This window comes from Mesorhizobium sp. M0195, assembly GCF_040322115.1.
In the GTDB taxonomy this organism is placed as follows: domain Bacteria; phylum Pseudomonadota; class Alphaproteobacteria; order Rhizobiales; family Rhizobiaceae; genus Mesorhizobium.
The window spans coordinates 134,303-157,091 of record NZ_JAMYSV010000013.1 but is presented as its reverse complement, the minus strand read 5'-3'; the positions used below and the strand labels follow the sequence as shown (position 1 = coordinate 157,091).

27 protein-coding genes and 1 pseudogene are annotated in these 22,789 nt (G+C 63.8%); 11 read left to right on the top strand and 17 right to left on the bottom strand.

What is annotated here, in order from left to right:
- Positions 1-288: 288 nt before the first annotated feature.
- Positions 289-993: an XRE family transcriptional regulator gene (locus NKJ12_RS23110; protein WP_352705297.1), complete on the bottom strand. Its 705-nt coding sequence runs from the start codon at positions 991-993 to the stop codon at positions 289-291.
- Between the two features lie 74 nt (positions 994-1,067).
- On the opposite strand from NKJ12_RS23110, the gene NKJ12_RS23105 reads away from it, so the two are divergent.
- The 3 genes from NKJ12_RS23105 (at position 1,068) to NKJ12_RS23095 (ending at position 2,839) form a co-directional block, all read left to right on the top strand.
- The gene (locus NKJ12_RS23105) at positions 1,068-1,466 is read left to right on the top strand and encodes a hypothetical protein (protein WP_352705287.1); all 399 of its coding nucleotides are present in this window, start codon (positions 1,068-1,070) and stop codon (positions 1,464-1,466) included.
- A 121-nt stretch (positions 1,467-1,587) separates the two neighbouring features.
- Positions 1,588-2,172, top strand: a complete 585-nt coding sequence (locus NKJ12_RS23100; RefSeq protein WP_352705285.1) for a high mobility group family protein — start codon at positions 1,588-1,590, stop codon at positions 2,170-2,172.
- A 61-nt stretch (positions 2,173-2,233) separates the two neighbouring features.
- Complete coding sequence (locus NKJ12_RS23095) at positions 2,234-2,839, top strand: DUF6456 domain-containing protein (protein ID WP_352705283.1); 606 nt, start codon at positions 2,234-2,236, stop codon at positions 2,837-2,839.
- Positions 2,840-2,883: 44 nt separating this feature from the next.
- Here NKJ12_RS23095 and NKJ12_RS23090 read toward each other — a convergent pair whose 3' ends face one another.
- Positions 2,884-3,192 (bottom strand): hypothetical protein, encoded by a 309-nt coding sequence (locus NKJ12_RS23090; protein ID WP_292664589.1) that lies wholly within the window; start codon positions 3,190-3,192, stop codon positions 2,884-2,886.
- A 244-nt stretch (positions 3,193-3,436) separates the two neighbouring features.
- Positions 3,437-3,700 (bottom strand): hypothetical protein, encoded by a 264-nt coding sequence (locus NKJ12_RS23085; protein ID WP_254819672.1) that lies wholly within the window; start codon positions 3,698-3,700, stop codon positions 3,437-3,439.
- Positions 3,701-3,985: 285 nt separating this feature from the next.
- On the opposite strand from NKJ12_RS23085, the gene NKJ12_RS23080 reads away from it, so the two are divergent.
- Positions 3,986-4,264, top strand: coding sequence for a DUF2285 domain-containing protein (locus NKJ12_RS23080; RefSeq protein ID WP_352475563.1), 279 nt, complete (start codon positions 3,986-3,988; stop codon positions 4,262-4,264).
- A gap of 228 nt (positions 4,265-4,492) precedes the next feature.
- Here NKJ12_RS23080 and NKJ12_RS23075 read toward each other — a convergent pair whose 3' ends face one another.
- The 3 genes and pseudogenes from NKJ12_RS23075 to NKJ12_RS23065 all read right to left on the bottom strand — a co-directional run bounded on the left by NKJ12_RS23075 (position 4,493) and on the right by NKJ12_RS23065 (position 7,299).
- Positions 4,493-6,463, bottom strand: coding sequence for an acyltransferase family protein (locus NKJ12_RS23075; protein ID WP_352705281.1), 1,971 nt, complete (start codon positions 6,461-6,463; stop codon positions 4,493-4,495).
- A gap of 193 nt (positions 6,464-6,656) precedes the next feature.
- Positions 6,657-6,752 (bottom strand): annotated as a pseudogene (locus NKJ12_RS23070) (alkylphosphonate utilization protein); the annotation flags it as partial.
- 256 nt (positions 6,753-7,008) lie between these two features.
- On the bottom strand, positions 7,009-7,299 hold the full coding sequence (locus tag NKJ12_RS23065; RefSeq protein ID WP_254819668.1) for a hypothetical protein: 291 nt from the start codon (positions 7,297-7,299) through the stop codon (positions 7,009-7,011).
- A 306-nt stretch (positions 7,300-7,605) separates the two neighbouring features.
- On the opposite strand from NKJ12_RS23065, the gene NKJ12_RS23060 reads away from it, so the two are divergent.
- Positions 7,606-9,597, top strand: a complete 1,992-nt coding sequence (locus NKJ12_RS23060; RefSeq protein WP_352507803.1) for an AI-2E family transporter — start codon at positions 7,606-7,608, stop codon at positions 9,595-9,597.
- Positions 9,598-9,722: 125 nt separating this feature from the next.
- Here NKJ12_RS23060 and NKJ12_RS23055 read toward each other — a convergent pair whose 3' ends face one another.
- From NKJ12_RS23055 to NKJ12_RS23015, 9 genes are all read right to left on the bottom strand, one after another.
- Positions 9,723-10,658 carry a phosphatidate cytidylyltransferase gene (locus NKJ12_RS23055; protein ID WP_254819727.1) on the bottom strand — a complete coding sequence of 312 codons (936 nt, stop codon included), beginning with the start codon at positions 10,656-10,658 and terminating at the stop codon, positions 9,723-9,725.
- A 22-nt stretch (positions 10,659-10,680) separates the two neighbouring features.
- Entirely contained in the window at positions 10,681-11,343 is a 663-nt protein-coding gene (locus NKJ12_RS23050; protein WP_254819667.1) for a lysophospholipid acyltransferase family protein, read from the bottom strand.
- An 8-nt stretch (positions 11,344-11,351) separates the two neighbouring features.
- A complete protein-coding gene (locus tag NKJ12_RS23045) occupies positions 11,352-11,777 on the bottom strand; it encodes a hypothetical protein (protein WP_352691790.1) in 426 nt (141 codons plus the stop codon).
- On the bottom strand, positions 11,774-13,111 hold the full coding sequence (locus NKJ12_RS23040) for a phosphatase PAP2/dual specificity phosphatase family protein (RefSeq protein ID WP_352507802.1): 1,338 nt from the start codon (positions 13,109-13,111) through the stop codon (positions 11,774-11,776). The genes NKJ12_RS23045 and NKJ12_RS23040 overlap by 4 nt, the downstream gene beginning before the upstream one ends.
- 2 nt (positions 13,112-13,113) lie before the next feature.
- Positions 13,114-14,901, bottom strand: coding sequence for a bifunctional alpha/beta hydrolase/class I SAM-dependent methyltransferase (locus NKJ12_RS23035; RefSeq protein ID WP_352705279.1), 1,788 nt, complete (start codon positions 14,899-14,901; stop codon positions 13,114-13,116).
- Positions 14,902-14,927: 26 nt separating this feature from the next.
- Positions 14,928-15,530 carry a CDP-alcohol phosphatidyltransferase family protein gene (locus NKJ12_RS23030; RefSeq protein ID WP_254819663.1) on the bottom strand — a complete coding sequence of 201 codons (603 nt, stop codon included), beginning with the start codon at positions 15,528-15,530 and terminating at the stop codon, positions 14,928-14,930.
- A gap of 109 nt (positions 15,531-15,639) precedes the next feature.
- Positions 15,640-16,317 (bottom strand): hypothetical protein, encoded by a 678-nt coding sequence (locus NKJ12_RS23025; RefSeq protein ID WP_352507800.1) that lies wholly within the window; start codon positions 16,315-16,317, stop codon positions 15,640-15,642.
- 67 nt (positions 16,318-16,384) lie between these two features.
- Positions 16,385-16,906 carry an Hsp20/alpha crystallin family protein gene (locus NKJ12_RS23020; protein WP_352705277.1) on the bottom strand — a complete coding sequence of 174 codons (522 nt, stop codon included), beginning with the start codon at positions 16,904-16,906 and terminating at the stop codon, positions 16,385-16,387.
- Between the two features lie 29 nt (positions 16,907-16,935).
- A complete protein-coding gene (locus NKJ12_RS23015) occupies positions 16,936-17,412 on the bottom strand; it encodes an Hsp20 family protein (protein ID WP_254819660.1) in 477 nt (158 codons plus the stop codon).
- A 339-nt stretch (positions 17,413-17,751) separates the two neighbouring features.
- Here NKJ12_RS23015 and NKJ12_RS23010 point away from each other — a divergent pair, with 339 nt between their 5' ends.
- Positions 17,752-17,964 (top strand): hypothetical protein, encoded by a 213-nt coding sequence (locus tag NKJ12_RS23010; protein ID WP_352475551.1) that lies wholly within the window; start codon positions 17,752-17,754, stop codon positions 17,962-17,964.
- A 136-nt stretch (positions 17,965-18,100) separates the two neighbouring features.
- A complete protein-coding gene (locus NKJ12_RS23005) occupies positions 18,101-18,364 on the top strand; it encodes a DUF982 domain-containing protein (protein ID WP_254819658.1) in 264 nt (87 codons plus the stop codon).
- 109 nt (positions 18,365-18,473) lie between these two features.
- Here NKJ12_RS23005 and NKJ12_RS23000 read toward each other — a convergent pair whose 3' ends face one another.
- Complete coding sequence (locus NKJ12_RS23000) at positions 18,474-18,743, bottom strand: usg protein (RefSeq protein WP_023718102.1); 270 nt, start codon at positions 18,741-18,743, stop codon at positions 18,474-18,476.
- Between the two features lie 364 nt (positions 18,744-19,107).
- Between NKJ12_RS23000 and NKJ12_RS22995 the strand changes: the two genes are divergently transcribed.
- From NKJ12_RS22995 to NKJ12_RS32300, 4 genes are all read left to right on the top strand, one after another.
- Positions 19,108-19,422, top strand: a complete 315-nt coding sequence (locus NKJ12_RS22995) for a co-chaperone GroES (protein WP_254819656.1) — start codon at positions 19,108-19,110, stop codon at positions 19,420-19,422.
- A gap of 55 nt (positions 19,423-19,477) precedes the next feature.
- Entirely contained in the window at positions 19,478-21,109 is a 1,632-nt protein-coding gene (gene groL, locus NKJ12_RS22990) for a chaperonin GroEL (protein WP_352507798.1), read from the top strand.
- Between the two features lie 103 nt (positions 21,110-21,212).
- Positions 21,213-21,428 (top strand): hypothetical protein, encoded by a 216-nt coding sequence (locus NKJ12_RS22985; RefSeq protein WP_254819654.1) that lies wholly within the window; start codon positions 21,213-21,215, stop codon positions 21,426-21,428.
- The gene (locus NKJ12_RS32300; protein WP_502896260.1) at positions 21,425-22,069 is read left to right on the top strand and encodes a DUF982 domain-containing protein; all 645 of its coding nucleotides are present in this window, start codon (positions 21,425-21,427) and stop codon (positions 22,067-22,069) included. The genes NKJ12_RS22985 and NKJ12_RS32300 overlap by 4 nt, the downstream gene beginning before the upstream one ends.
- A gap of 187 nt (positions 22,070-22,256) precedes the next feature.
- Here NKJ12_RS32300 and NKJ12_RS22975 read toward each other — a convergent pair whose 3' ends face one another.
- Positions 22,257-22,736, bottom strand: coding sequence for a GNAT family N-acetyltransferase (locus tag NKJ12_RS22975; RefSeq protein ID WP_352705275.1), 480 nt, complete (start codon positions 22,734-22,736; stop codon positions 22,257-22,259).
- Positions 22,737-22,789 lie beyond the last annotated feature (53 nt).

The window sequence follows — 22,789 nt, the reverse complement described above, 5'->3', positions numbered from 1 at the left end:
CCCCGGCCGGGGGCGGGCGGTTTTTTAAAACCCCCACCCCACCCGGCCCCCCCCCCCCCGCCCCCGCCCGCCGCCCCGGGGGCTGCCCTCCCCCCGGCCCCGGCGGGCGGCCACCTTCTGCCCGCTGGGGAGAAGGGCTTGGCATCAATGCAGGCGACCTCCTCGCCCTCGGGGAGAGGTCAGATTGCCCCGAATTGCCCTTCGCAATTCGGCTGGCATTCCGGGTGAGGGGGCACTTGCCTATGTGCGATTGTCCTGCTTCTCTCGGGAGAAGGGAAAGCTCCCTCCTCAATACCCCAGCAGTTCCTTGAGCGGGATGACGCGGAAGACGTTCTTGATGGCATAGCGGTTGAAGGTCAGCGTCTTGGGCGGATTGTACTGTTCGACGATCAGTTCGGCGGCGGTGCGCTTGACCAGCTTCTTGATGAAGGCCTTGCCGTTTTGCTCGTTCTCTTCGGGCAGCGTCTCGATCACCACATGGTCGCCGGGCACGGCGTCGCGGCCGCCGCAATAGATCATCTCGCCGGGCTCGTAGCGCGGCACCATCGAATCGCTCAGCACGTGCAGCGCAAACACATTGCGCAGATGCCGGATCCCCGGCGGCCGCTGGACATAGCCGGCCGGTTGGCCGTTGAAGGTGAAGTCGCCATCGTCGCCGCCGACGGCGGTGCCGAGAAGCTGGATGTCCATCGGTTCGGCGGGCAGGGGGCCGGGATCGGTGACGATCTCGGCATCGGCGACCGGTCCGGCATCTTCGAGGAAGACGACCTCGCCCTTGCCGAGCGCCACCGGATCGACGCGCAGGAAAGCGGCGGTCTTCAAAAGGTTCTCGGTCTTGGGCAGGTTGCGCCCGGTTTCCCAATTGCCGACGGCAGCGACGTCGGTGTCGTTGTGCTCGGCAATGTGACGCATCACCAGGCCGCGCTGCTTGCGCGCCCGGCGGATCGCCGCTCCGACCTTGATCGACAGTGCAGTTTTCGCCATGGCTCCCATCTGAGACATAAGATTCGGTTTCGTCTATGCAAGAATCGCTTGCATTGTGATTTGAGTTATGCTTTTATGTGGGCATGCACAAGTCGCTTCACCAGCTTTCGGTCCTTAAATCCGCCGTTCAGCGCGCCGGCGGCGCTGGCCTGGAGGCGGTACCGCAAACGATCGCCAAGGCCATGCATGTGCCAACCCTTTCCCCTTCGTCGCGGCTGTCCTCCTCCCCGGCCGGGACGATGCCCGAGGCTCGCGCCTCGGTTCCGGCGGCGCAAGCGGCCGGAACGGCCGGAGCCGTTCCCCTCACGGCTCCGGCCACGAATTACCCGTCGACCGGCAACGCGGGTGCCGCGGTTTCCTGGATCCGTACCGAAGACGGCACGGTCATCGCCTTCGACAAGCGGACGGGCAAGGCAGTCTCCGGCGCAACCAGGCAGGCGGCCGAGATGAAGCTCGATCGTAGCAGGCCACGCGAAGGCTGATCGGCTTTCCAGCCTGAGAGCCGGCGAAGCCGGCGCCACACACAACCACCCTTGCAGGGAATAAAACATCATGGCCGCCCGCTATTCCGCCTCTGAATTGGAACAAATCGAGAACTTATTGATGAGCGGGCTGTCGGCCGCGAAGATCGCCACCCGGTTGACCGCGCTGGGCGGCCGCCCGGCCTCGCGCGCAGCCATCATCGGTATCGTCCACCGCACCGCCCGTCTGCGCGCCATCGGCCTTGCCAGATCCAAGGGCCGGTGTGGCGGACGCTCGGGCGGCCGGCTCGGAGATTCGGCGCCTGAGCCATCAAATGCCGCAAGCCAAGCGGAGGCCGATCCGAAGGCCGAGCCACGCTGCCGCCCCGCCAGGCTGTCGGCCAGGCTGGCGCCGCCGGCCTGGCAGCCGGGTCCGGCTCGGATCACCGGGTCCGATGGCGGGCCGCTCGAAATGCCGGCGCCGCGCCCGATCGCCGCCGGCGGCCGCCAGCCACATTTCGCCGCCATGCGCTTCATCGATTGCCTTTTCGACCGTTGCCGCGCGCCGCTCGACACGACGCTGCAGGAGGATGCCGAAAACGATGCCACCGGCAGTCGCCCCGGTTTGGACATGCTGTGCTGCGGGCTGCGCACAAAGCCTTCGAAAAGTTACTGCGCCTATCACGCGGCGCGCTTCCTGCGCACGCTGCCGGCCGAAACGATTTGAGCCCAGTGGATGACGGAAATTCGCCAGAGCCCGACGACAAAAAACCAGGAGGACCGAGCCGATGAGCAGCAAAACCGCCCAGAAGACCAAAGCCAGGCCGCCGCGATTGCCGAAGGGCGAGGCCGAGCAGGTGCGCATCCGCAAGGAGATCGGCCATGATTTCGCGCTGAAAGACGACAGGTTCGGCCGCAAGCGGCTGGCCAAAGGAACACAGGAGGCGGCGCGCCTCTATGAGGTCTCCAATGACGGCCACACTGCGACCGGCGGCATCGTGCGGGTGCGCAATGTCGACCCGCTGAGCGGCCTCACCTCGCTGTCGCGCCAGCAGCGCGAGGCGGGGATGCGCTACCGCCAGGATTTCCGCAGTTCGTCGGAGGCAACCGCCAAGCCGATGGCTTGGGCCGAGCGTGTCGACGGCGGCCGCACTGGCAGCGGCGTCGCAGAACACATCCTGGCCGCCGGCCGCGACCATGCCGAGGCCACCAGGGCGCTTGTTCATTGGGAGATCGCCGGCATCGTGCAAAAGGTCTGCTGTGCCGACGCAACGGTCAAGAGCCTGGCCGAACAGGCGGGCGAACCGCGCGACGTGGTGGTGAAACTACTCAAGATCGGGCTCGACATATTGGCCGTGCATTACGGCATGATGCTGATGCGCAAGCCGAGATGAGGAGCCCCGCCGATCCGGCCGGCACTACCGGCCGGATCGATCCGTCAACGACGGCAGACACGGATTCTTTCGATGATCCGGTGGTGATGACGCCAGTGCCTGATGACTTCGGTATGGCACCGCCGGTGGTACCGGTACCGGTAGCGCGGCGCGTAGTCCTCGTTATAGACATCATAGCGGTAACGGGGGACGTACTCATCGTCGTAATCGGAATACCGATGGTGGCGATAATAATAGTCGTCGTCATAGCCGTTGCCGATGCCGATCGTGACGCTGCCGCCGGCATTGGCCGGGCCAATCACGGAAGCCGCCGACGCGATGGCGATCACCGAGGCAAGCAGGAGCTTCTTCATAGCTACCTCCTTCATTAACGTCCCTCTAATAGAAAAACCCGCGAGGGGCAGGCTCGTTCCACAAATTAGCAAGATGGCCCGAACCGAGAGCCCAATTAGCGCCGCGTGGGCGAAAACGCCTCTGGCTGTGCGGCAGGGTGGCCGTCGACGCAAGCCTCGAGCTGTTGTGGTCCGCGCCGTATGTATCCCGGTGTCCCGTCAAACAGCGACAATCAGGCGGTGCCAGTCCCGTCACCTTGCCGATCTATAGGACATGCCCCAGTTCCAGCAAAACGAAAGCGGTCGCACCCAGCACAGCAAGGGCGTAGGCCGCATAAAGAACAAGCAGCATCACCTCAAAGTCCCGGACGAAACTAGCGGCAATCCTGGTCTCCTGAGGCTCCGCTTTCTCGATGCGGTCGGCTTCCAGCTGCTCCGTTGCCACGACGAGGCAGACTATCCTGTCGTTGTCGGCCGCCTGCAATATCCGTTCGGTCAAATCGACTGCAATCACTGGATCATCGGCCAACTGATCCCGCGATAGCCGGCTTTCAGTGACGGTCTGGATTTCACGCTTTCTCACGCACGCATAATTGCGCCGACTAAATTAGGTTCCACTGAAATACATAGTAAAATACATAGATTGCGTCCACCCGATCGCGATGGGTGAGGCGTGAGCCCAACTGGGCGGGGAACCCCCGCCCGGGGTCCGCATTTGTCGACCGTCGAGGCGAAATCTCTATCCGCATCCTCCGATCAAAGGGCGCGGGCTTCTTCATAGGCTGCTACGATGCGCCAGTGCTGGTAGGTCGCAATGCTAAAGCCGCCAAACCTTCATATCGCGAACGCAGCGCCGACGTCTTCGGTTCTGACCGGTTATGACGAAGATCGCATGCTTACTTATATCCGGCTGCTCGACGCTTCGGCGGAAGGGACCGATTGGCGTGAGGTCGCCCGCATCGTTCTGCATATTGATCCGGAGCGGGAGCCGGAGAGGGCTTTCCGGGCGTGGGCGACACATTTGGCGCGTGCACGATGGATGACCAGGAAGCGGAACGAACTGCGCCAATTGCGTGATGAGTGGTGGGGATGAGCACCATCTAGGAACTGCCGTCCCGGTCTGGCCGTTGAGGGAGAAGGCCAACATGGAAAAGCGACCAATGACTTCTTGGCGAGCCAATACTTTCGAGCTGTGCTGCCTTCTTGCAGTTCCGCTGTCGCTTATCCTTACCGTTTTACTGGCTGGTCTCATCCTTAGCTGACCAGGCGTGGGTTGCTCGCCAAGGGCTGGTCGGTCGTGATCCGACAAGATCCCGCACTGTTACTTCACAGCCGCCGCCATCACATCCGAAAACAGCGCCCGTTCCACCGCCGGCTCCAGCATTTCGGCGAAGGGCGTTGCCAGGTGGTGGCGGTCGCGGAAGGCTAGTTTGCCGTCGATGAAGACGTGGCAGGTGGTCTGGTCGCAAAACCGGTCGGTCATGTCGATGTAAGTGGCGTTCGGCGTCGAGCGCACGATGTCGCGCTCGACTGTGGCGATGTCGTCGTTTGCCGCCATGATCCTCGGCGTGTCGCATGTCGCGGGCGTCTGGCCCCGCCACAGAGCGCGCGCCACGCACTTGTCGGCGTAGCTTGCATTGTAGGGCACGTCCCTGATGACCGCGACCTTGATGCCGGCCTGGCTGAAGGCCTGAAGCGTCCAGGTGAGGCCCGTCCGCCACTGCGCTTGCCAATCGGCGTGCTTCAACTCCTCGGGCGATTCCTTCATCACATTGCCGATCGAGAATTCCGAAATCACCACCAGTTGCGGGTGCAGCGCGATGATGTCCTTGACCGACTGCTCGCGCCACTGGTCGCATTCGGTGTAGTCGCGCTTCAGCCGCCAGTTCCAGGTCGTCACCCGCGAAGCCCGGCAGGAGGATTTGAGAAAGGTGACGACGCGAAAATTGTTCTTCTCGGCCGCCTTGATCAGCGGCGTCGACCAATGGTCGGCATGCGAGTCGCCGAACAGCACGACCGAGCGTTGGGCATCCTTGCGGCCGAACATGCAGGGCTTCGGCTTGACGGTCTCGAAATCGAGCACGCAGCCGCCATTGGTCGCGCGCACGGTGGAGAGTTGGGCGGCGCTGTCGGCGATGACGTGCTGTTCGGGGCTGAGATTGTGCTCGGCAAAGCGCGCATTGCCATAGGCCGCCACCACGCCGGCGCCGGTCAGCGCGACGGCGGGCACCAGCGCCCGCGCTGCTCCGGCCATCAGCCAGCCATTGCGGCGGATCGGGTTCTCGACGAAATGATAGGTGAACATCGACAGAAGCAGCGTCAGCGCCGCGCAGGCAAAGCGGTCCAGGATGGACAGGTTGGGAACCACCATTGCCGCGTAGACGATGACTGGCCAGTGCCAGAGATAGAGCGAATACGACAGCCGGCCCAGCCATTGCATGGGCGGCAGCGCCAGCACTGCGCTCGGCAGATTGCGGCCGCCGCTGCCGCTGAGCAGCAGCAGCACGGTGCCGGCGACAGGCGCCAGCGCATTCACCCCGGGAAACGGTGAGTCTTCGTCCAGCATCAGATAGGCCCAGGCAATCAGCACCAGACCGAGGCATGCCTGGAACGTGGCGAGCAGCGGCCGGTCGCGCCAGATCTTTGCCGGCGCCATGGTCGCGAGCCCGCCGGCGGCGAATTCCCAGGCCCTGAGCGGCGAGAAGTAGAAGGCCCAGGGCTGCGACACTTCCGTCAGCCAGGCGCAGGCGGCGAAGGAGGCTAGGCCGGCGAGGCCAATGACGATTATAGCGGTGCGCTTGCCCGGGCGCAGCCATGCGGCCATCAAAAGCAGCGCCGGCCATGCCAAATAGAATTGTTCTTCGACCGACAGCGACCAGAAGTGGATGAAGGGGTTGTTGGTGGCGTCGGCGGCGAAATAGTCGAACGACCAGCGGATCAGCCAGAGGTTGATCATGTAGGCGGAGGCGAACATAGCGCCTTTCGAATAGAGCGCCTGTTCCTCCGGCGACAGGATGAAGTAACCAGCAAACAGCGTGGCGAGAATGACGAACAGTGCCGCCGGCAGCAGGCGCCGGGCGCGCCGGGCGTAGAAGCGCCAGAGGTTCAGCCGCCCGGTTTCGGTTATTTCCGTAACCAGGTGTTTTGTAATCAGGTAGCCGGAGATGACGAAGAAGATGTCGACGCCAGCAAAGCCGCCGGGCAGGCCGGAGAGACCAAAATGGAAGGCGATGACACCCGCCACCGCCAGTGCGCGCAGCCCTTCGATGTCAGGCCGAAATGATGCCGACACAATCACCTCGTGCAAGGAATGCCCACCTCGCAGAGGCTCGACCCGATGCGCCGATATTGCAATGCAACAAATCTAACGCAGTGCAACATAGGGCGAGGGGACAGGCTCCTCCCACTCGTCGCATGGGCGATTCGCTCACATTGGCGGTTCAGTCATGAGGCGATTGAGATGGAAGCGAAGGGTGCCGAGGCGATCAGGCCTTTTTCAAAAACTCGGTCTTCAGCACCAGGCCCTTCAGCTGCCTGGTGCTGCATGCGATCTCGCCTGGATCGCCGGTGCCGGCAATGCCATGCGGAGGCTAACCGGCGGGCTGCGAGCAGACGGGACCGCTCGGGGTGGCATTGCCACTCCGCGACATGCGTTCCGACCAGGCCATGCCGATGGCGCCACGGCAATCGAACAAAAGCCGTGGCCTTCATTGCGCGGATATTCCGGCGTAGCGACGTCAAATGGCTAAGCCGCCGTGCAGACTGGAAGGTCGCGCAATGACGGACCTGCCCGCCCTTTCGCTTGGTCCGTTATTGCGATCGGCAAGACGCCGGCGGTCACTTGTTACCGAGCTGGTTGGCCATCTTGCAGAAGTCGGCATGCGTCTTGGCAATGCCGGCGTCGCTGCATTCCTTCAACACCATGGCCCGGTCGCTCGTGGACATGGCCATCCATGCGGTCTTGAATTCGGCTTCCGACTTCATGCTCTTCATGCCGGCGTCGGTGAAGAAGGGTGACATTTTCTGCGGATCGTCGAGCGCCGAAGTGCCAGTGGCACCGGCGGCAAGCGCTGCGCCGGTCATCATCGAAAGCGCCATCGCGCCCATGCAAAGCATCTTGATGTTCATGATCATTCCTCCTGAGCTGCTGCTTTGAGGTTGTCCATCAGCGATCTACGAAGGAACGGTGTTTTGACCCAAAAGTTCCGCGTTCCGGCGCAGACATGGAACAGGATTGCCCGTGACGCCATTTATGCAAAAAATTCTACCGTGACTGAAAAATTCTACCGTGACTGAATAGCCGCGCTGCCGATCTGAAGCCCGACAAAGCCAATTAAGGTCCAGGGCAATCGGTGTCCAGTTGGGGGAGACGCTGCGAAGTTGCACGCCGGCTCAATATGCCCGATCATGGCGACGGCGGGGCGGAGGTATCAAGTGGCGGCAAATCGTCGAAACGGCGCGCACCTGTCGGAGCCCCGGCGGGCGGGCATTGTTGCCGCTGCCAGGGCGCTTCCGCGCACATCGTTGCCCAGCGTAGCGTCGGTCGTGACGGCCGTCGCGGCGCTCTATTTCGGGCGCGAGGTCTTTCTGCCAATCGCAATCGCCCTGCTGCTTACCTTTGCGCTTGTACCGATGGTGTCGGCACTCAAGCGCGCTGGCATTCCGCGTCTTCCTGCCGTGATCGCGAGCGTGCTCGGCGCATTCACGGTGCTGGCGCTGTTCTCCTTCATCGTCGCCACGCAGGTCAGTGAACTGGCGCAGAACATCCCGCTTTACCAGGCTAATATCCTGACCAAGGTCCGGTCCCTCAAGGACACCGGCGTCGGCGGCGGTATCGTTTCCAGATTGAGCCGGGTGATCGAACGCGTCGGCCAGGAACTCGACAGACCCGGACCTGTGCAACCCGCCGCCGATCAGCCTCCGCGGGAGCCGATCCCGGTCGAAATCGTCGCGCGCGAACGACCGCTCGAGGTTCTCCAGAATCTGATCGGCCCGCTGCTGAGCCCGCTGGGATCGGCCGGGCTGATCGTCGTGGTCGTCATATTCATGCTGCTCGAGCGGGAAGACCTGCGCGATCGTTTCATACGTCTCGTCGGCTACGGCGATCTGCATCGAACCACCGAGGCGCTGCAGGATGCCGGCAAGCGGGTCGGCCGCTACCTGCTCATGCAATTGGTCGTGAACATCGTCTATGCCGTGCCGATTACGTTCGGGCTTTGGGTTCTGGGCATACCCAATCCATTGCTGTGGGGCTTGCTGGCGCTGGCGCTGCGCTTCGTTCCCTATATCGGCCCGGTCATCGCGACGCTGCTGCCTCTGTTCCTGGCGCTGGCCGTGGCGCCCGGCTGGTCGCTCGTGCTATGGACCGCCGGGCTTTTCGTGGTCGTGGAACTGATCACCGGCAACGTGATCGAACCCTGGCTCTACGGCTCGCGCACCGGGCTGTCGCCATTGGCCATCATCGTTGCGGCGATCTTCTGGACCTGGCTCTGGGGGCCATTGGGCCTGGTTCTGTCGACGCCGCTCACGGTCTGCCTCGTCGTGCTCGGCCGCCATGTGCCGCAGTTCGAATTCCTCGACGTTCTGTTCGGCAACGAACCCGTGCTCGAACCGCACGCCCGGCTTTACCAACGGCTGCTGGCCGGCGATCCCGAGGAAGCGACAGACCATGCCGAGGAGATGCTGGAGGAAAACTATCTAGTCGAGTTCTACGACAAGGTCGCGATTCCCGCACTTCTGCTCGGCGAGCAGGACCGTGTGCGTGGTGTGTTGAGCGATGAGCAAAGACAGCAGGTCGCCGGCAGCGCGCTGACGATGGTGGCGAACCTCGACGACAGCGCGCAGGAGGAGGCGGAAGCGGACGATACGGCCGCGGCCGAGGACAATGGTGTACGCGAGGACAAGCAGATTCAGGGGGAGGACGAGGACGACACCGAACTGCCGGATGGCACGGGCATGTCGGTGCTGTGCGCCGGAGGGCGCGGCGAACTCGACGACGCCGCTGCCGCCATGCTGGCGCAGGTGCTCGAAGTCCAGGGCGCTACGGTGTTGAGGGCGAGCTTCGCCGATCTGGAACCGGGAAGCATTCGCCGCCTTGAACTCGACGCCGTCGATACCGTCGTCGTCGGATTTTTGAACCGCGATTCCGTCAAGCACGGCCGGTTCCTGGTCCGTCGGCTGAAACGCGCCAAACCAAGGTTGCGGGTGGGTATCGTGTTGTGGTCGGAACCCGACAGCGACAACCAGGAGGCAGACGCCAGATTGGCCAACGAGATCAATGCCGATTTCGTCGCACACGGCATGGTCGGCGCGGTGCTCGGCGCGTTGTCCAGCGCTCCGCCGGTGGCGCTGAAGGCTACCGCCAAACGCCGCATGCGCCGCTTGACGCCGGCGCGCAAGAAAGAGCCGCTCGCCGCGGCAAAATGAACGCGGCCGACGACGGCGGCAGGTCGGGTTATTACCGCTTTCGCGAAAGTGGTAATAACCAAACGGATCAGGTTATCCTCGCAAGGTCGCGCTGAACCGTCCGCCCCGGCAAACGGCGCCAACCTTCATACAGTCCAGAAATAGCGCACCGTATGGAAGAAGACCGGGGCGGCGAAGACCAGGCTGTCAGCACGGTCCATCATGCCGCCATGGCCTTCGATCAGATGGCCCCAGTCCTTGACGCCCTGATCGCGCTTGATGGCGGAGGCGACCAGCCCGCCGAGGAAGCCCATCAGGCAGGCGATGAAGGCGACGCCGGCTGCCTGCAGCGGCGAAAACGGCGTCAGAAACGACAGCAGCACGCCGAGCAGGCTCGATGCCGCCAGCCCGCCGACCAGCCCCTCCCAAGTCTTCGACGGCGAGACCGTCGGCGCCAGGAGATGCCGGCCGAACAGCTTGCCGAAGATATATTGCAGCACGTCGCTGCCTTGCACGGTGATGATCAGGAAAGCGATCAGCAACAGGTTGCGGCCTTCGAAGCCAGGCACATCGAGCGTCAGCAGCGCCGGCACGTGGCTGACGCAGTAGACCGAAATCATGACCGCCCATTGCTGCGCCGAGACGCGCTCGAGAAAGCGCTCGGTGTCGCCGTGCAGCGCGGTGATCGCCGGCATCAGCAGGAAGCAGTAGACCGGGATGAAGATGGTGAACAGGCCATACCAGGCGGTCCACACCAGCCAGTACTGGAACGGGATGACGATGCCGAACATGCCGAGCAGCACCCAGTGGTCGCTGCGGCGGCTGTGCGTCAGCGTCACGAATTCGCGCAACGCGGCGAACGAAATCAGCGCGAACAGGATGGTCATGCCGGGGCGGCCGAAGAAGAAGGCAACGGTGATCGCCACCACCATCACCCACCAGGCATTGATGCGCTGGGTGAGGTTGACCAGCGTCGGCGACAACGGCTTCGGCGCGCGCCACGACAAAACGCCGGCGACGACGCTGGCGCTGATCAGCACCGCCAGCAGGCCGACAATCAGAATGAGGGTTTCGTGCATCATCGGCAGCATTTTGCCTTGATCCTCAATCGTCTCGCTCCGGCCGGGGGTTCAGCGCCAGCAGCGTTTCGCGGGCGCGGTCGAGAAAGGCGCGGCGTTCCTCACCAGGTTGAATGGCGATCGGCGCGCCGAAGACGACGCGGCAGAGCAGCGGCACCGGCACGAATTGCCCCTTGGGCAGCACCCGCGACATGTTCTCGATCCAGCACGGGATGAGCTCGACATCGGGTCGCGCCATCGACAGATTGTAGAGGCCGGAGCGAAACGGCAGGAGCGGTTCGTCGGTCATGTTGCGCGTGCCTTCGGGAAACAGGATCAGCGAATGGCCCTGGTCGAGCACCGACAGCATGATCGAGATCGGGTGCTGCGTTTCATCCGTCCACTGCCGGTGGATCAGCACGGAAGACAGCATGTCCTCGGCGATGAACCGGCGCAGCCGCGTCTTGCCCCAATAATCGGCGGCCGCCACCGCATGGGTACGGGCGCGTTCCTTCTCGCTGAGGCAGGCCGACAGCAGGATGAAATCGCCGTGGCTGGCATGGTTGGCGAAGTAGATGCGCTGCCGGTCCGATGGCTGGCTGCCGTTCCAGATCGGCCGCACGCCGGTGACCGCCCAGGCCAGCGCCGACAGGCCGACCGAGGTCACCGTCTGCAGCAGGGTATAGGTGCTGACGCGAAGCTTTGTCATGGACGGGCTCAAAAGAATGCCGCGACGACCGAGGCCGCCGCGAACAGGCCGAACGCGATACGCTGCTTGGCGAGCAGGCGGCGCGTGCCGGCCATCCGCTGCTCGAGTGAGCGGCCGCCGGCAGTGGACTTCAGCCGCATGCGCGCCAGCACGTCGTCGATCGCCGCGCCGCCGCCTGCCTCGCTGGCGTGGCTGGCCATCAACCGAAACAGCAGCGCGTCGAACAAAAGCAGGGCCGAGAGAATGATTGTGGCTATGGCACTTGCGGCGGCGATCAGCCAGGCTACCGCGGACAGCGACGATGTTTGCGGCGCAGCCGCCAGGCCGATGACCGGCGCCGCCAGGAAGGCAGCAGCAATCAGCAGCAGCGGCCATGCCACCTGCACCATCAGCCCGGCAGCGAACGCTTCGGCCCTGTCACGATAGGCGGTCATGCCGGTGCGTCCGTGCAAAGATGCACCGGCCGGCCCGCGGCGGCGAGCTTGCCTCGCGCCTGATCGGGCGTGGCGGCCCGGCCGCTGGCGACCAGCCATTCGGCGACCACGGCGGCGCTGCGTTGGAAGCCGAGCGCACAGCAGACCAGCACCGCGCCCTGCTTCTGCGCCGCCTCGATCGCCGCCACCGCTTGCGCACGCGCCTCGCGAGACGGCGGCAAAAGGTCGACCATGGGCAGGCTCACCCAGCGGATCGAGGCGCCACGCGGCCTTTCCAGTTCGCCGGCAAGGTCGATCACCGTGCCGAAAGGGTCGGCTTCGGCGGCGGTCGGAAAACGGCCAAGGGAAACACCGTCGGCAATGACGATATGCGCCGGAAGCTTTCGCGTCCACGCCCACACATTGGCCTTGGCGCCAAGGCGGTAGGGCCAAAGCAGTAGACGGCTGGCCAGCGACACGCGGCCATCGGCTGTTTTCTGGAACACTTTGGCGCCGGCGCCGGCATAGGCGAAAGCGACTATGGCCAGCGCCAGTGCCGGCCACAACAGGATGAGCCACAGCGCCGAGACCAACGCGCCGGCAGCGGCGCCGGCCAGTGCAAGGCTTGCGCCGAGCGCATAGAACAGCGCCAACCGCCGTGCCTTCGGGTCAGCGCTCAGGCGGAAGCCGGTGAACGGCAGCTCGCTGTCGCGCGGAAACAGCCACAGGGCGAAAAGGCCGAGCAGCGCGCCGGTCGGAATGTCGATGAAATGGTGCTGCCACGTCGTCAGCACCGAGGCGCCGATCAGGAAACACCAGACATGCCAAGCGAAGCCGGCGATGCCGGTCAATCTGTAACGCCAATGGTCCCAGATGATGACCAGCAGCGCGATATGCAGCGACGGCGCCTGGTTGAAGGGTTTGTCGAAGCCGCCGAGCACGGCGAACATGAAGCCGGGCAGGCCGCTCGTCTGCGGGCGCACGAAGGTCGCAGTCAGCGGGAACAGGATGAAGCAGGCGACGGCGACGAGCTGCGCCGTCAGATAGCGGCCGGCAAGGCGGTCGACGCCGCTCTTCGAATTGTTCAACAGCAACGACAAGCCATAGAACAGGTTGATCGACCAGTAGGGCACGATCGTCCAGGCAAGGAACGGGATGCCATGCTCCCAGCCGTAGACGATGCTGCCGACATCGTCGCGCCGCGACGCCAGCCAATTGGCGAAGCCGTAGGTGGCGTAGAAGAACGGCGCCAGAAATGCCAGCCACAATGCGGCGCGCAGGACGATCCCGGGATACGGCTCGCGCGGCAAGGCCGGAAGGGCATCGCGAGGTAAGGCAGAGGCAGGCAAGTCCATGTTCAGACGCGCCGCGCGACCGAAACGGTGAAGATGCCCCACTGGTCGATGCGCTGGTCGAGCTTCTCAAAGCCGGCGGCCGCCACCAGCTGGTCCATCTCGGCCTGCGTGCGGCGGCGCATCACCCAGGCCTGGCCGCCGCGATGCGAGGTCAGGCTGCGCGCGATCATCTCGAGCTGCGGATGCCAGGGCTGGTTGGTATAGACGAGCAGGCTTCCCGGCTGCATGGCGCTGGCCAGTCCACCGAGCGAGCGGGCGATCACGGCATTGTCGGCAAACAATTCGTAGAGCCCCGAGACGATGGCGAGATCCGGCGCCGGGTCGAGCCCGGCCAGCATCGTGGCGTCGAAGGCGTCACCTTGATGGAAAGTGACGCTCGCCGGCAGCTGGCGCTCGGCGATCAGCTTGCGGCCGAGCGAGACGTTGAGCTCGGAGAAATCCTGCAGCCGTACGCTTGCCGGCGGCTCGGCGCATTTCTGCACGGCATCGAGCACGTAGCGGCCATGGCCGGCGGCGATATCGACGATATGGACCGGCCGGCCGGCGGCCTTGAACGAGGCGGCGGCGCTGCCGATCAGTTCTTCCAGATGCAGCTTGCGCTGGCGGATGCCGCGCCAGCCGATGGCATCGAGAAAGGTGCGGTCGATCATGCGGCCGATGGGGCTGATGCCCCGCGCCTCGTTCTCGTAGACATAGTCGAGCGTCGAGCCCGAATCGAAGCCGGTGGCAATCCCCGTCTTCATACCGGACGACAGCCAGGCGCCCATGCGGATCGAAGCGCGGCTCATTGCCCAGTAGAGGCCCCTTAGCGACAGCAGCGGCAGCGGCGAGGCAAGCCGGTCGGCCTCGTCGCGCGTGTAGCCGGCGCGGTCGGCCTCGGTCAGGTCGACCGGCTTTTCCGGCGCCGCGAATTGCTTTTCAAGGAAAGGCCTGATCAGGTCGAGTGCCTTGTGGCGGTCGCGCTCGCCCAGCGTGTCGTGGAAGAAGCCGGCCAAAACATGCCGCTCCTTGGCCGGGCTCGCCAGATTGACGAAAAACTCGTGCTGCGGTTCATGCCGCACCACCCAGTCACTGCCGGAGATCAGAAGCTGTGTCGGCACCGTGATGGCGCGTCCGTCGGCGACGATGCGCGCAGCATGGTCGTAGAGCTCGACCAGGATGTTGGAGGCGATCGGCCGGGTGATCAGCGGGTCGGCGTCGAAGGAGGCGATACGCTCGGGGTCATGCGTCAGGAATTTCGCCTTGACGTAGGAATTCACGAAGAAGCGGCCCTTCAGCTTCTGCCACAACGCGATGCCTTGCTTGGCGAGGGGCACGTAGAGCTTGACCGAGAAGGCTGGCGAGGCCAGCACCAGGGCGCGAATGTCGGGCGCGTAATCGTGCACCCAGGCGGCGGCAAGCACGGCGGCGAAGGATTGCGCGATCAGCGCGATGTCGCGCCGGGCAAAGCCGTCGCTGTCGATCTCGCGCACAAAACAATCGATGTCGCGCACCAGCGCGGCAAATGACGGCGCATAGCCGCGTTCGCCGGCGGAGCGGCCATTGCCGCGCGCGTCCCAGGCATAGAAGGCGTGGTCGGGCATCTGGAACTCGTCGACCAGATGCGCCATACGGCCGCCATGCTCGTGGCCGCGGTGGAACAGCAGGATGGCGCCCTTGGGGTTTTCCGACAGCGCCGGCCAATAGCGATAGAAGATCTCTGTGCCATCGTGGCTCTTGAAGCTGCGCTCCTGCGCCACCCGCTCGATATTGACTGAAGCCACGGCGGCAACCGTCTGTTGGTGAAGCATGTTGTTCTCCCTGGCGAGACCGGAATTCAGCTACCGCTCCCGTTAAGGCCGCTGCGTATCCGGTTGATGGCGGTCGCCAGCGAGAGTGTAGCCATGGCCGGAAACACGAGCGGCGTGAGCGCCGGGACCCACAGGCCGGACGCGATAAGCACCGCGAGGATGCCAAGCGCCAGCGCCCGGTCGCTTTTGCCGAACGGGCCGGCATAGTTGCGCCCAGCTCCGGCCGCGATGCCGAGCACGCCGGCGAATTCCGCGATCATAGCCGCGATAGCGAATGCAACGACGCCCCAGGCAGGAAAAATGACAGTAAAGGCCAGGATCAAAGCGAGATCGGAGACGACATCACAAAGCTCGTTGAGATACATGCCGAGCGTCGAGGCCTGGCCATGTTCCCTTGCGAGCATGCCGTCAATGGCGTTTAGCGCCATTCGCGTAAACAGCACGAGCGGCATCAGCAGAAAGACCGCGCGGCGGCCTGCAAGGGCTGCCACCGCAAGGCCGGCAGCGAGCGAGAGGGCAGCGGCCAACAGTGTGATCTGGTTGGCGGTGACGCCGGCCTTGGCCAGGCCGTCGGCAAGCGGCCGCAGCCTGGCCTGGAAGGCCGGTTTCAGCGCATAAAGCGTCGGCATGTGCGAACCCCCCGGCCGCGGTGCAAATGATGTTGGCGAGGATGGTCAATTGGCGCGCAAGACGCAAGGGCGGCGCCCTGCCATTTTTCGACATCCGGATATGTCGGCGCTAGCTTTTCCTGTCATTGTCGACCGGGAACCGTGCTGGCAAGCTTTCTTCGGCCGTGGCCCAGGCGCGACTATGATAACGCCGCAGGACGAGAATGCATGTCGCGAAGACCGCCAGCCCGCAAATCACGCCGGGCGACATGCCTCCGCCGAAAGCGGACTTAACAACGATGCCGGTGAAGGCGCCGGCGATGGCGCCGTTGATCGTGCCCACCATCCCAGCGGTGGTCATGAAATATTGCAGCGGCGAGGGGCGGAGGCCCTTGTCGACCAGCACCGCCGAGAGGTCGTCATGCGTGGAGTTGACAAGGTATCTTTGCAGGACCGGCGCCAGCTCGACGAAATAGTGGCGGATCCTGGCCATGCCGCGGGCATGCACCATGTCCTCGATGGCAACCTGCACAGCGCGCACGAAGGTGACCAGGCCGATGAAGAAAAGGCAAGGTAGCAAGATAAGGCTGAACAACACGAACGGCCTGCCCATCTCCGTGACCTGGGCGACGAAGGACAAGGCAATCGTTGCGCTCGAGACCGACGTCAGGAACAGATTGGCTCGCTGGTTCGCTTCCTGAATGGTCGCGGCGCGAGCGTTTTGCAGCACGAAATGCTCGGTCGTCAGGCACTGCAAGACTTGCTGCGCCTGGTCAGGCGGAACCGGAGCGTCGGGAGAACGGGTCATCGACATTCCCCGCTTCTGCCCGCCGGAACCGGCAGGGCAGAAGCGGGCGTCGTCCTGCTGCGAGCCATCAGGACTTGCCGTTGCCGCCGTTGATGGCGATACGCTTGGCCTTGGCCTGAGCGCGCTCCGTCTTGGGCAGCGTCACGCTTAGCACGCCGTTCCGGAACGCGGCGTTGATCTTGTCTTCGTCGACTTCGTAGCCGAGCGGGATACGCCGCTCGAAACGGCCATAGAAGCGTTCGGAGAACTGCCTGTCCTTGTCCTCGGTCTCTTCACGCTTCTCGCCGCGCAGCGTCAGCACACCGTCATCGAGCAGCAGCTCGACGTCTTTCTCGTCCATTCCGGGGATCTCGGCGGTGACGCGGATCTCCTTTTCGCTATCGGAGATTTCGACGCTCGGCCAGCTGGCGCCGGCAGCGGAGAAGCCACCGAGCGACGGCAGCCTCGTGTCGAAGCCGCGGAACGCCTCGTCGAACAGGCGGTTCATTTCGCGATGCAGCGTCAGGAAGGGATCGCGATCGCCGCTGCGGAACAGGCTGGGGGCCTGATTATTCTCCCGGCCCCAGGGAATGAGATCACGAATAGCCATTGCATAGTCTCCTTTCTCGACTGGTTCGTTCAGGCAGCCTGCTTGTTTGCTTCGACCTGCGCGGCCTTCGGCCCGGTCTTCGGCGAGGCGACATCGGTCGCGATGGCGATGCGCCGAGGCTTCATCTCCTCGGGCACCTCACGTACCAGATCGATGCTGAGCAGGCCGTTGTCGAGCGAGGCGCCTGCGACCTTGACGTGATCGGCAAGCTCGAAACGGCGGGTAAAGGGCCGTGTGGCGAGGCCATGATGCAGATACTCCGCGTTGTCCGGCTCCTTATGCTGGCCGGAGACAATCAGGAGGTTGGGTTCATGAATGATTTCGAGGTCGTCCTCGGAAAAGCCAGCGACGGCGATAGTGACGCGGTAGTTGTTCTCGCTGCTGCGCGCGATGTCATAGGGCGGCCAGGCGTCGAAAGCCTGCGGCGCATTTTCCAGCAGGTTGAAGACGCGGTCGAAGCCGATGCTCGACCGATAGAGCGGGGAAAAGTCGAATGCGGTTCTCATAGCTACATCCTCCATCGAGCAACATAGATACGAGGAGCGCCAAAGAGCTGGCGCTCCCTGGTTTCGCCGGCCCCATTTCGGCGACCGGTGCCATCGATTTGGTTATTGTCCGCCGCAAGTCAAGACCCCGATGGCTCTCGCGTTGCCGGTTTTCGGGCCGGTTTTTGGTCGGTTCGGCGAGGCTGCCAATCTACTTGTGAGAGATGTCCGGCAGGAGATTGCCTGTTTGGCTTCAATCGCCAACGCCGAGTTCCCCGGCCGGTTATTGTCTGCCGCAGGTCAAGACCCAGATTCTTGTGTTGCCGGGCCCATTCCCGGCACTCGCAGATGGAGCTGACCATGACACGCGACGAGATCATTTCCGTGCTGGGCCCGGTCGACGACGCCGTTATCGCCGACATTGCGGCGACGGACGGGACGGTCCAGGAATTGCGTGAGGCCCTGGCCTGGATCGCCGCCGACGAGGCGCTGGTGAACGAAGGCCGACCGCTGCCGACGGCAAGAGTAGCGACGCTGATCGAACTGCTGCAAGGGCCGGACGAGGAGGAATAACCGCTGTTGCCGCGATGCTCTTGAACCGCGCAAAGGGACGAACCATGTCCTTCAGCGGCGCCGGCTGGTCGCCGGTGCCGCCAGCATGACGTTGCTTGCTCAAACAAGAAGACGATCAGAAAACAAGGAGGAAGTGATGGACGACGTCCGCTTCGCCGAGCCGATCACGTTGAAATTCCAATCCAGCGAGCGCAAGGTCGCCAGTAGTTGGGAAGCCATCGAATGCATGCGTCAGCAGTGGCCGGACCGTGCCCGCGGCCGGAGTTGGCGCGCCGCCTATCGGGCCTGCCGCGACGCGCTCGACGGCTGGCGCACCGCGCGAGATGCGCGCAAGGCCTTCGTCAGGGCGGCGCGCAACGCCGGATTGCTCGCCTGCGAGCCTGTCGACCACGCCGGCTAGCCCGGACCCTCCGATATTTGAACTCCAAAACAAGTTGGGGAAAAGGCAACTGCCTTTCCCCCACCGCGAGAGACTTTGCCCGCTGTCTAGCGGCAGATCGGCTTGCTCCTCAGTGGACGGTGATAATGCCGTTTACGGCCCGCCATTCGGAGGGCTGGATCAGGTGATGATGGGCGACGCGCACCGAATGCAGCGGGCCTTCGATTTCGCGCTCCCAGAAATCGAGGAAATGCTTCAGCGTCGGGAAATCGGGGGCAATATCGTATTCCTGCCAGATATAGAGTTGCAGCAGGCTCCGATGATCGGGCAGGCGATAGTGGATCTCCGCCGTGGTAAGACCAAACCCTTGCATCTGGAGCTGAAAGTCCCTGCTGGTCATGCGATCGTCCTTTCCGTTGAAATCTCGGTCCGTTGAAATCTCGGTCTGCAAAACGCCTCGCCTTCCACATAGGTTCCCGCCGCCACGAGCGGCTCCGGACCGGCGGCATTTTGAAATATCGCGCCAAAATTTGAGCCGCACTTTAGCTGAGAGCGGCTAATGTGCGAACGATTACAGTGCATTGGCACTCTCATGCGTCGAGTGCTAAAATTTTTGCGTGACCCTCTTGAAAGCAGAAAAAAGCGCGACTAGTTCGTATGCGCGCGATGCCTGATGAAGGGGTCGCGCACCCCGTGCCGGGCCGATATTGCCGGTTCGGTCAGGAGGATCTTCGAAAATCTGTTTGTCCCGAGAGGAGAACGACATGACGTTCCGTCCATTGCACGACCGTATCCTGGTCCGCCGTATCGAGGTCGACGAGAAGACCGCCGGCGGCATCATCATCCCCGACACCGCCAAGGAGAAGCCGCAGGAGGGCGAGGTCATTGCCGCCGGTCCGGGCGCGCGCGACGACAGCGGCCAATTGCAGCCGCTCGACGTCAAGGTCGGCGACCGCATCCTGTTCGGCAAATGGTCCGGCACCGAGATCAAGCTCAATGGCGAGGATCTGCTCATCATGAAAGAGAGCGACGTGCTGGGCGTTATCGAGGGCGCCGGCGAGATGAAGAAGGCTGCCTGAGTGGGCCTGAACAAGCATTCCAGTCAACGAAGCTGCCTATCGAAGGAGTGATCCAATGGCTGCCAAAGATGTGAAATTTCATACCGAAGCCCGCGAGAAGATGCTGCGCGGCGTCAACATCCTCGCCGACGCGGTGAGGGTGACGCTCGGTCCCAAGGGCCGCAACGTCGTCCTCGACAAGTCGTTCGGCGCCCCGCGCATCACCAAGGACGGCGTCACCGTGGCGAAGGAGATCGAGCTCGAGGACAAGTTCGAGAACATGGGCGCACAGATGGTCCGCGAGGTGGCTTCGAAGACCAGTGACGTCGCCGGCGACGGCACCACGACCGCGACCGTTCTGGCGCAGTCGATCGTCCAGGAAGGCGCTAAGGCGGTTGCCGCCGGCATGAACCCGATGGACCTGAAGCGCGGTATCGACAAGGCGGTCGAAGCCGTCGTCGCCGAACTCAAGGCCAATGCCCGCAAGGTGACCAGGAACGACGAAATCGCCCAGGTCGGCACCATCTCGGCCAATGGCGACGCCGAGATCGGCCGCTTCCTCGCCGAAGCGATGGAAAAGGTCGGCAATGAGGGCGTCATTACCGTCGAAGAAGCCAAGACCGCCGAGACGGAGCTCGAAGTCGTCGAAGGCATGCAGTTCGACCGCGGCTATCTCAGCCCCTATTTCATCACCAATCAGGACAAGATGCGCGTCGAGCTCGACGAGCCCTATGTGCTGATCCACGAGAAGAAGCTGTCCAACCTGCAGGCGCTGCTTCCGGTGCTGGAGGCGGTGGTGCAGTCGTCCAAGCCGCTGCTGATCATCGCCGAGGACGTCGAGGGCGAGGCGCTGGCGACGCTGGTCGTCAACAAGCTGCGCGGCGGCCTGAAGGTCGCGGCCGTCAAGGCACCGGGCTTCGGCGATCGCCGCAAGGCCATGCTGGAGGATATTGCCATCCTGACCGGCGGCACGGCAATCAGCGAGGATCTCGGCATCAAGCTCGAGAACGTCACGCTCAACATGCTCGGCCGCGCCAAGAAGGTGGTGGTCGAGAAGGAAAACACCACGATCGTCGACGGTGCCGGCTCGAAGAGCGAAATCCAGGGCCGGGTCTCCCAGATCAAGGCGCAGATCGAGGAGACCACCTCCGACTATGATCGCGAGAAGCTGCAGGAGCGGCTGGCCAAGCTCGCCGGTGGCGTCGCCGTCATCCGCGTCGGTGGCTCGACCGAGATAGAGGTCAAGGAGCGCAAGGATAGGGTCGACGACGCCATGCATGCCACCCGTGCCGCGGTCGAGGAGGGCATCCTGCCCGGCGGTGGCGTGGCGCTGCTGCGGGCGGCAAAGGCGCTCGACAATATTCAGGTCGACAATCCCGACCAGAAGACCGGTGTCGAAATCGTGCGGCGCGCGATCGAGGCTCCGGTGCGCCAGATTGCCGAAAATGCCGGCGCCGAAGGCTCGATTATCGTCGGCAAGCTGCGCGAAAAGCAGGAGTTCTCGTTCGGCTGGAACGCGCAGACCGGCGACTATGGCGATCTCTTCGGCCAGGGCGTCATCGATCCGGCCAAGGTGGTGCGCACCGCTCTGCAGGATGCCGCTTCCGTCGCCGGCCTGCTGGTGACGACCGAGGCGATGGTGGCCGAGAAGCCGAAGAAGGAAGCTGGCGCGCCGGCAATGCCCGGCGGTGGCGGCATGGACTTCTAAAGCCAGGCTTCCAAAGCGCGACTTCGAAACGGCAGATGGACCGTGTCCGCCAAAAGCGGGCACGGTCTTGCCGGTCCGGGACTAATGCTGAGCAGGTGTTGCCATGGATATGATGGACAGTTTTGGAAAGATCGCGGCGCCGACCCGCCCGAAAAACGATTTCAACTATGAAGCCGACTGCAGGGCGGCGCTGGCGCCTTTGGTCGACGGCTTGCTGGATATGGCCGAGTCGGCCGGCTGGGACCGCCGCAAGGCGGCCTACACGCTGATGTTTCTATCGGCTCAACGCGTGGGGGCCGGCACGGAGGAGCGCAAATGATCGCGGCGCGGATGCGCGAATGCCTGCGCCTGCTGCGGTGGTCGGAAAACGATTTCGCCGAAGAGGCGGGATACCCGCTCGCCAAGGCAAAGGCGTGGCTCTACGGGCGCGAACATCCGCCGCTGGGCGTGGCGGCCTGGCTCGAAGCGCTGGTCAAGGTGCATCGGCTGCTGCCGCGGCCGGGCATGCCCCCGATTGCGTCCAACTCGCAGATCGGTGGCATCGTTCTGCAGGCGGCCCTCGAGGATCGAAGCGCCCGCGCGGTGGAGTTCCGAAAGGAGCCGATTGAGCCAGGAAAGGAGAGTGTCATGGATCGTGCTTCGTTCGACAAGCCGGTTAATATCCTCACCGGCCTCGGTACACCGACGAAGATAGAAAGCGCGGCTGAGGCCTATGCACTTTTGGCTGAATGGCCGGCAACGAGCCGGACGGCCGCGCATGACATCGCCGCAAAAGCGTGCCGTGCAGCACTGGAAGGAGAGATCGACGCCGAAACGGCGCGCGCCACCTTCGTTGCCTTCGCCCGCCGCAACGACCTGCTTGCGCCGCAGACGAACGGGATGGTTGCCGGCGAGAGCGTTGCTGGCGCGACCGTTGCCGACTGGGCAACGCGCCCACAGCGCGTCAACGCCCCGGCCTGAGCGAGTGCCAATCTCCCTCCTTGAGGGGGAGATGTCGCCGAAGGCGACAGAGGGGGTCGGTACGTCCTGGCGCGACGCCATATTGGACGAAAGAGAAAGTTGGCGCCTCACGCGCGGCGCCCCCCTCTGTCCTGTCGGACATCTCCCCCTCAAGGGGGGAGATTACGCGCTCAGCCGCTTTCGCTTGCTAAGCCATCGGCAGCAGCCGGCGCATGATCAGCGAGGCGTGGCCGCCCACGCCGTGTGCAGCCGGCCGGCGCTCGACGACCTCGAAGCCGTGCTTACGATAGAAGGCGATTGCGCGGTCGTTGCCCTCGATCACTTCCAGGGCGATGCTGGGAATACCCGCATGCGCGGCAAGAACGGCATGCAGCAGGTCGGCGGCAAGGCCGGTGCCGTACTCGCTTTTGTCTATATGGAGCCGCTCGAGCATGACCTCGCCCTTGTCGTCCATCGCTGCCATCGCATAACCGGCGAGCGAGCTGTCAGCCCGCTCGGCGACGAAGGACATCTTGTTGTCGTCCCCGAGCTCGGACGCCAGCCGCTCCGGCGCGTGCCTCTCATCCGACAGCCGTGCCGTGGTCCCGGCACCCAGGATCGGCGAATAGGTCTGTCGCCAGGACCTTCCAAGCAGCCGCGACACCGCCGGAACATCCTGTTCGGTCATGGTTCTTCTTTGAGGCATCGCCACCTTCCGGGCAGTTTATGGCACCGCAGCGT